General features: G+C 68.0%; 7 protein-coding genes and 1 pseudogene. 5 read left to right on the top strand and 3 right to left on the bottom strand.

Annotation, left to right across the window (positions count from 1 at the left end; translation table 11 throughout):
* Window positions 1-392: pseudogene (locus LX88_RS43150) on the bottom strand (fasciclin domain-containing protein); the annotation flags it as partial.
* A 279-nt stretch (window positions 393-671) separates the two neighbouring features.
* Here LX88_RS43150 and LX88_RS43145 point away from each other — a divergent pair.
* A complete protein-coding gene (locus LX88_RS43145; protein WP_258953520.1) occupies window positions 672-2,396 on the top strand; it encodes a cytochrome c biogenesis protein DipZ in 1,725 nt (574 codons plus the stop codon).
* Between the two features lie 14 nt (window positions 2,397-2,410).
* Window positions 2,411-2,731, top strand: a complete 321-nt coding sequence (gene trxA / locus LX88_RS43140; RefSeq protein WP_258953519.1) for a thioredoxin — start codon at window positions 2,411-2,413, stop codon at window positions 2,729-2,731.
* A gap of 206 nt (window positions 2,732-2,937) precedes the next feature.
* Here the strand turns inward: trxA and LX88_RS43135 are convergent, their stop codons facing one another.
* Window positions 2,938-3,099, bottom strand: coding sequence for a DUF4331 family protein (locus tag LX88_RS43135; protein ID WP_258953518.1), 162 nt, complete (start codon window positions 3,097-3,099; stop codon window positions 2,938-2,940).
* A 377-nt stretch (window positions 3,100-3,476) separates the two neighbouring features.
* On the opposite strand from LX88_RS43135, the gene LX88_RS43130 reads away from it, so the two are divergent.
* A complete protein-coding gene (locus LX88_RS43130) occupies window positions 3,477-3,971 on the top strand; it encodes an NAD(P)-binding protein (protein WP_258953517.1) in 495 nt (164 codons plus the stop codon).
* Window positions 3,934-5,181, top strand: a complete 1,248-nt coding sequence (locus LX88_RS43125) for a glycosyltransferase (RefSeq protein WP_258953516.1) — start codon at window positions 3,934-3,936, stop codon at window positions 5,179-5,181. The genes LX88_RS43130 and LX88_RS43125 overlap by 38 nt, the downstream gene beginning before the upstream one ends.
* A 101-nt stretch (window positions 5,182-5,282) precedes the next feature.
* On the opposite strand, the gene LX88_RS43120 is transcribed toward LX88_RS43125, so the two are convergent.
* Window positions 5,283-5,882 (bottom strand): CGNR zinc finger domain-containing protein, encoded by a 600-nt coding sequence (locus LX88_RS43120; protein WP_258953515.1) that lies wholly within the window; start codon window positions 5,880-5,882, stop codon window positions 5,283-5,285.
* An 82-nt stretch (window positions 5,883-5,964) separates the two neighbouring features.
* Between LX88_RS43120 and LX88_RS43115 the strand changes: the two genes are divergently transcribed.
* Window positions 5,965-6,744, top strand: coding sequence for an MBL fold metallo-hydrolase (locus LX88_RS43115; RefSeq protein ID WP_258953514.1), 780 nt, complete (start codon window positions 5,965-5,967; stop codon window positions 6,742-6,744).
* Window positions 6,745-6,951 lie beyond the last annotated feature (207 nt).

Raw genomic sequence — 6,951 nt, 5'->3', positions numbered from 1 at the left:
AACGCCGAGTCGACCGGCGCGAAGACCGTGAACTCGGCGCCGTTGAGCGTCGAGACCAGGTTCACCTTCGGGTTCAGCTTGCCCGACACCGCGCTCACGAGCGTGGTGAGCAGCGGGTTGTTGCTCGCGGCGACGGCGACCGGGTCGGCGGCCATGCCGGTCACGGAGCCGGCACCGGACGGAACCTGCTTCGCGTAGTCGGCACAACCAGAACCGACGAGGTCGTTGGCCGGGTCGGCCATCGCGGCCGACGACGGCGCGGCCGACGTGGCGGAGGCCGGAGCGGTGCTGGAGCTGCTGGCGGCCATGTCGCCCGAACCGCACGCCGCGCCGAACAGGGCGAGCGAGGCGGCGCCGATGGCCAGGACGGTGTTGCGGACGGTCTTGTTCATGACGGGACATCTCCATGTGGTGAGCGGATCAGGTGTTGCTCGTGATTCGCCACCCCTCGGGCAACGGATGGGTCTGGTTATCGACCTGTTACCGACCAGACCGCCCCTCGCACGTGACCAGGGCAAACGATCGACCGGCAGCCCACAGTCCACAGTCGACGATCAACTCGGCGCACTCCCCCACGCACCAGGCACTTCTGCCATGTGGGCAATCCGCGATGCGGTCAGCCGCGAACCACGACCATCACGCACTTCCGCCAATCCGAGTAGGGCTGCCCCATGTTGACCCTCGCACTGATCGGTCTGATCGGCGGCCTGGTCACCGGCATTTCGCCGTGCATCCTTCCCGTCCTTCCCGTCATCTTCTTCTCCGGCGGCACGCAGAGCGCCCGCGCGGCGTCCGGGTCAGGAGCTGTGGCGCTGGAGACCAAACCGGCGTCTCGCACCCGGCCCTACCTCGTCATCGCAGGCCTCGTCGTCAGCTTCAGCCTGGTCACGCTGTTCGGGTCGCTGTTGCTGACGGTGCTGAACCTGCCGCAGGACGTCCTGCGCTGGGGTGGCATCGTCGTGCTCGTCCTGATCGGCATCGGACTGATCGTCCCGCGCTTCGAACAGCTGCTGGAAAAGCCGTTCAGCTGGATCCCTCAGCGCAGTCCGGACGCAAGTCGCGAAGGGTTTACCCTCGGCCTGGCCCTCGGCGCGGTCTACGTGCCCTGCGCCGGACCGGTGCTCGCCGCCATCACCGTCGCCGGTTCCACCGGCAGGATCGGCACCGAGACCGTCGTCCTCACCCTCACGTTCGCCGTCGGCGCCGCCATCCCGCTGCTGATCTTCGCGCTCGCCGGGCGCCGGGTCGCCGAAAGGGTGCAGTCCTTCCGCAAGCGCCAGCGTGGCATCCGCACCACCGCGGGCGTCGTGATGATCGCGCTCGCGTTCGGCCTGGTTTTCAACCTGCCACAGCTGCTGCAGCGCGTGATTCCCGACTACACCAGCTCGTTGCAGGACAGGGTGAACAACTCCGAGCAGGTGCGCAGGGCGCTCAACCTCGGAGGCCTGGTCAACGACCAGAACAAGGACCTCGGCAAGTGCTCCGACGGCGCGCCCGAGCTGGAGAGCTGCGGCACCGCACCGGACATCACCGGCATCCAGCAGTGGATCAACTCCCAGCCCGTGGAGCTGAAGTCGTTGCAGGGCAAGGTCGTCATGCTCGACTTCTGGGCCTACTCCTGCATCAACTGCCAGCGCTCCATTCCGCACATCACCGCCTGGGACAAGGCCTACCGCGACGCCGGCTTGCAGGTCATCGGCATCCACTCCCCCGAGTACGCCTTCGAGAAGGAACCCGACAACGTCGCGGCCGCCGCGAAGAACTTCGGCATCACCTACCCGGTCGCACTGGACAACACCCTCAGCACGTGGACCAACTACCGCAACCGCTACTGGCCCGCCCACTACCTCATCGACGCCCAGGGCACCGTGCGGCACATCAAGTTCGGCGAAGGCGACTACCAGGTCACCGAGAAGCTGATCCGGCAACTTCTCAACGATGCCAAGCCCGGCGTGCGACTGCCGGCCGCGACTGATCTGGTCGATGACACCCCCGTCATCGCTGACATCACCCGCGAGACCTACCTCGGCTCGACCAAGCGCGTGAACTTCGCCGGCACCGAGATGTACACCAGCGGTGAGAAGTCCTTCCAGTTCCCCGAGAACCAGAGCACGGACAGCTTCGCACTCGCGGGCGCCTGGAAGCTGGACACGCAGTCCATCACTCCCACCGGCGAGTCCGGGCAGATCAAGCTCAACTACCGCGCCAAGGAAGTCCGGATGGTCCTGTCCGGCAAGGGAACCGTCACCGTCCAGGACAACGGGCGGACCAAGACCATCCAGGTCGACGGCACCCCGAACTCCTACCAGCTCGTCGCCACACCGACGATCCAGGGCGGCTCACTCACCGCGACACTCGGCCCCGGCGTCCAGGCCTTCTCCTTCACCTTCGGATGATCAGGAACACCACCATGCACCTCACCGACGTCACGACGGATTCCTTCGACACCACCGTTCTCAGCGGAGACAAGCCCGTCCTGGTCGACTTCTGGGCACCGTGGTGCGGACCCTGCAAGGCACTGAGCCCTGTCATCACCGATATCGCCGAACAACACCAGGACGAAGTCACCGTTGTGAAAGTCGACATCGACGCCCACCCCGACATCGCCGTCCGCTACCGGGTGCTCAGCATCCCCACGCTGATCCTGTTCTCCGGTGGACAACCCGTCGCCACCCTCACGGCACCACGCAAGCGTGCCGACATCCTCAAGGCGCTCTCCCCCTGGCTCTGAACACCAGCAGAGACGACGCGACCCCGACAGCCACCAGGCCGTCGGGGTCGCGTCGTGTGCGGGTCAGGCCATGGAGATCGTGACGACCGGGAGCGTCGTCGGAGCCGACGAGCCACCGCTCGGTTCGACGGTCAACGCGATCGCTCGCGCATCAGCCAGGTCATCGGCCAGCAAGTTCGGCCCGCCGTGGGCTCCTGGAACGGCGATCAGTTCGCCACGAGCGTGACCGTGTCCGGCTCGTCAGGGCTGACGAACGCGTAGACGTCGGTGTTGTCCACCGCCGGATCACCCGCGATCAACGGCGCTTCACGGTGACTCGACGCCCCGGCTGGACCGGACCCGCCGATCAGACCGGCCGCGAGCACCATGCGCCCGACAGCTATCAGACTTACCGCCGCGCGTCGTCGACGACGCGCGGGAGGGGGTGCTGACATGCTCCATCCCTTCGGTTCAACGTCCGTCCGGAGCGACACCCGCCACCCGGACAGGACCCCTCTCATTCGCCACCGATGCACTCCGGGCTTGCCCGCTTCACTCCAATGCCCTCTTGCACACGGCTGGCATCAGGCTTCGACACAGGTGAGAGCGGTCTGTTCCGGGCCTTGTCCCTCCACGAACCAGTTCCTGCGGTTCACCGGCGTGAATGGTCTTCCGCGCGGCGCCAGAAGGGCCTACCCTTCACGGACTGGTGTGCCGGGAAGCCTGGTCGGCGTGACGTATCCGCCGTGGGAAAAGAGATCCGGTCATGCTCACCAGGAAAGCCCTCGTCATCGGCACAGGCCTCGCCGGTCTGGCAACCGCGCACCGGCTGCGTCGAAGCGACTGGGACGTCGTACTGGTGGGCGAACCCGCCCGCTGTGCCTTCACCCGCACCGCTGCCGGCCTCGACGCCGCACGACGCCTTGGGCTGCGGCTCGACCCGGATGTCGCGGCCGTGCTGCGTCGCGGCCTCGGCAACTCGGTGACCTACCGCACCGACGAAGTAGGCACTCTCCGCCCTGACGACTGCGGTGCAACGGTGACCTTCTCGACCGGCGACGACGAGTGGTTCGACTTCGTCACCGAACCCGACCCCGACTTCGACTCTTCGCTCGCCCTCGTCGCCGCCGAGATGCTCGGCGACGCGCTGGACATCTTCCGCGACACCGACGAGGCGCTGCGGTGGTGGGAAGAGAATCTACGGCCCTTCACAGGAGGTCTGGTTGAGAGCCTTGCTGGTCACCCACGGCACACGTGGTGACGTTCAACCACTGCTCGCGCTCGCCGTTGGACTGCGGACTGCCGGTCACGAGGCCGTGCTTGCCGCGCCGGAGTCGTTCGCGGCTGTGGCTGCGGAGCGCGCGGTGCCGTTCGCTCCGTTGGACGAGGGCCCGAACCGGCTGCTCGACGACCCGTTGCTGAAAGACGCCGTCGAGGGCGGATATCGCGGTGTCCGCGGGAAGATCACCGCGATGAAGACCGTCCGGCTGATCAAGCCGTTGATGGCGGATGTCCTGCATGACGCCGGAAAGATCGCGCGTGAGGTTCGCCCGGACGTCGTCGTGCACACTCCGAGCGTGCCCGCCCACCACGCGGCGGAGATGCTCGGCGTCCCGGCGGTGCTCGCGACGCTGCAACCGGGCTGGGTACCGACATCGCTGTTCCCGTGCCCGATGGTGCCGTTGCCGAAGCTGCCCAGGTTCTTGAACCGCGCCACCTACCTGATCGTGTCAGCAACCTTGCGGGCGTACTCGGGCATCGTGAACTCCTGGCGCACCAACGATCTCGGCTTACCTCGTGGCCGTGGACCGGCCCCGGCCCTGGTGCTTCAGGCGTTCAGCGGCCGGATCACGCCCGTGGATCCGGCATGGCCGGACACCGTGCGCACCACAGGCTTCTGGTACCTGCCGCGATCTGACTCGTGGTCGCCAGATCTCGCGTTGGAGGAGTTCATCGAGAACGGGCCGACGCCGATCTACGTGGGGTTCGGCAGCATGGCGGGCCGCGACGCACAGCGCGCCGGCGAGATCGTCGCGCAGGCCGTGCGCGCCGCCGGCGTTCGTGCGGTGGTCGCCACCGGTTGGGGAGGCTTGGCGACCAGGACTTCTGATGAACTCCTTGTCGTGGAGCAGGTGCCGCACGACTGGCTGTTCAGCCGTGTCGCCGCCGTCGTGCACCACGGAGGTGGAGGAACGACCGCGGCTGCGCTGACCGCCGGAACACCGCAGGTCGTGTGCCCGTTCGTCGCCGATCAGCCACACTGGGCCAAGCGGATGCAGACGATCGGAGTCGCGCCAGACCCGTTGCCGCACAGAGGGTTGAGTACTGAAGGGCTTGCCGCGGCGATCACCCAGGCCATCGAGTTGCGAGGCCGCGCTCGTGAAGTCGGCGCCGAGATCCGAACGGAAGACGGTGTCCGTGCCGCAGTCTCCGCGTTGGAGGCGCTAGAGCGGGCCCGTTCTCGAAGGTGAGGCCCGCACAAGATCTCGGCCGGTGAGTCGTTCCGGGAGCCCGGAGGGGAGTCGTCGCGCCTGGAGCCGGTGGTGTGGGACCTGGGGGCTCTTCGGTCCGCCTAGGGCTGGGTGCGGCGGGCGTAGGCGCGTGCGGCTCGCGCGCGGTCGCCGCAACGGGTGGAGCACCAGTGGCGGCGGCCGTGGCGGAGCAGGTAGCGGTTGCAAGGGCTGGACTGGCAGGCGGTGAGCCGTTCCGAGTCGGGGCTCGTGAGCAGGTCGGCCGCGTTGGCGGCGAGGGTCGCGAGGGCGTGGTCGACGATCTCGGTGGTGGGGTGAGGTGTCGCCCGGTAGGGACCGTTCTTGTCATCCCAGCACAGCAGTGGTGCCGTGGGGACCCTGGTCAACGCGTCGTTGACGGCGGACAGGGCAGCGGGAAGGGCGGGCAGCCCGGCGACGCGGGCGTCGAACAGGGCCCTGATCTGCTCGCGCAGCGAACGAAGCTGCGTGGCGCACATGTCCCGCATGCCGATGTCGACCGGAGCAAGGCCGTGTTCGGTCAGCCAGTGGTTCGTCTGCGCGGGAGTGTCGAGGAGGTCCAGAACGCGCCTGCCCGGCAACGCGATGGCGCTGTTGGCCAGAGCGAGCGACGAGTACTGCTCCTCGCCCGGCACGGGCGGCCACGCCGCTTCGTTCGTCACGCTCTCGTCCACAGACCTCATGGTACAGCTTGCTTCAGTCCGTGAGAAACACTACCGTCACTCTCACGGATACCGCACACCAAAACCGTGAGGACTACTTCTCGTGACTTTCGCTCCCCACTTCCCCGTTCGCGTCTTCGGCGGCCCGACCGCACTCTTCGAGTACGGCGGCCTGCGGTTCCTGACCGACCCGACCTTCGACGGACCGGGCGACTACCCGACCGGCGGGGGCGCGGTCCTGACCAAGACGGGGCACTCCCCCGTCACGCCCGCCGACCTCGGCCGCATCGACGTGGTGCTGCTCTCCCACGACGAGCACGCCGACAACCTGGACAACGCCGGACGGGCCCTGCTAGCCGACGTCCCGCTCACGCTCACCACCCCTGGCGCCGAGCAGCGCCTCAAGGACAAGACCAAGGGGCTGGCCGACTGGGAGTCCGTCCAGTTGGACCGTCCTGACGGCGGCACGGTCACCGTGACCGGCGTGCCGGCCACCCACGGCCCCGGCAACCGCGAGGACATCGAGCCGTTCACCGGCGAGGTCGTCGGCTTCGTCCTGACCGGAGACGGCCTGCCGACGGTCTACGTCAGCGGCGACAACGCCTCGCTCGACGCCGTCGAGCAGATCGCCGGGCGATTCGGCTCGATCGACACCGCCGTGCTCTTCGCAGGCGCGCCGCGCTTCGCCGGCCTCTTCGGCGGCGAGCCACTCGTCCTGGACAGCGCCCAGGCCGCGGAAGCCACGAAGATCCTCGGTGCCGGCCGGGTGGTTCCTGTCCACTACGAGGGCTGGGCCCACTTCACCGAGGGCCGCGACGACCTCGAGGCCGCTTTCGCCGCAGCCGGGCTCTCCGACCGTCTGCAGTGGAACCAAACCGGCTGATCTCGCCCGCCCAGGGCACGCGTGAGGCCCCGCTGCTGGCCGCCCTCACTTCCGTGGCTGTGCCTCACCGAGGAAGGCCGCACCTGGCGGTGGCCCGCCGTGCAACGCGTCGTGATCCGACTGACCTGCTGGCACCGCACCGATCACGACGCCACGGCCGCGGCCGGTCTCGAACCCCTGGTCCTCAGGCTGCCAGCGCGACGTCAT

The organism is Lentzea californiensis, from assembly GCF_024648825.1.
In the GTDB taxonomy this organism is placed as follows: domain Bacteria; phylum Actinomycetota; class Actinomycetes; order Mycobacteriales; family Pseudonocardiaceae; genus Lentzea; species Lentzea californiensis.
This window is presented reverse-complemented; position numbering and strand designations above follow the sequence as displayed.

Bases quoted from the DNA above. Each gene is read 5' to 3' on its own strand.
- LX88_RS43145 (WP_258953520.1), top strand. From the start codon at position 672: ATGTTGACCCTCGCACTGATCGGTCTGATCGGCGGCCTGGTCACCGGC.
- trxA (WP_258953519.1), top strand. From the start codon at position 2,411: ATGCACCTCACCGACGTCACGACGGATTCCTTCGACACCACCGTTCTC.
- LX88_RS43135 (WP_258953518.1), bottom strand. From the start codon at position 3,099: ATGGTGCTCGCGGCCGGTCTGATCGGCGGGTCCGGTCCAGCCGGGGCG.
- LX88_RS43130 (WP_258953517.1), top strand. From the start codon at position 3,477: ATGCTCACCAGGAAAGCCCTCGTCATCGGCACAGGCCTCGCCGGTCTG.
- LX88_RS43120 (WP_258953515.1), bottom strand. From the start codon at position 5,882: ATGAGGTCTGTGGACGAGAGCGTGACGAACGAAGCGGCGTGGCCGCCC.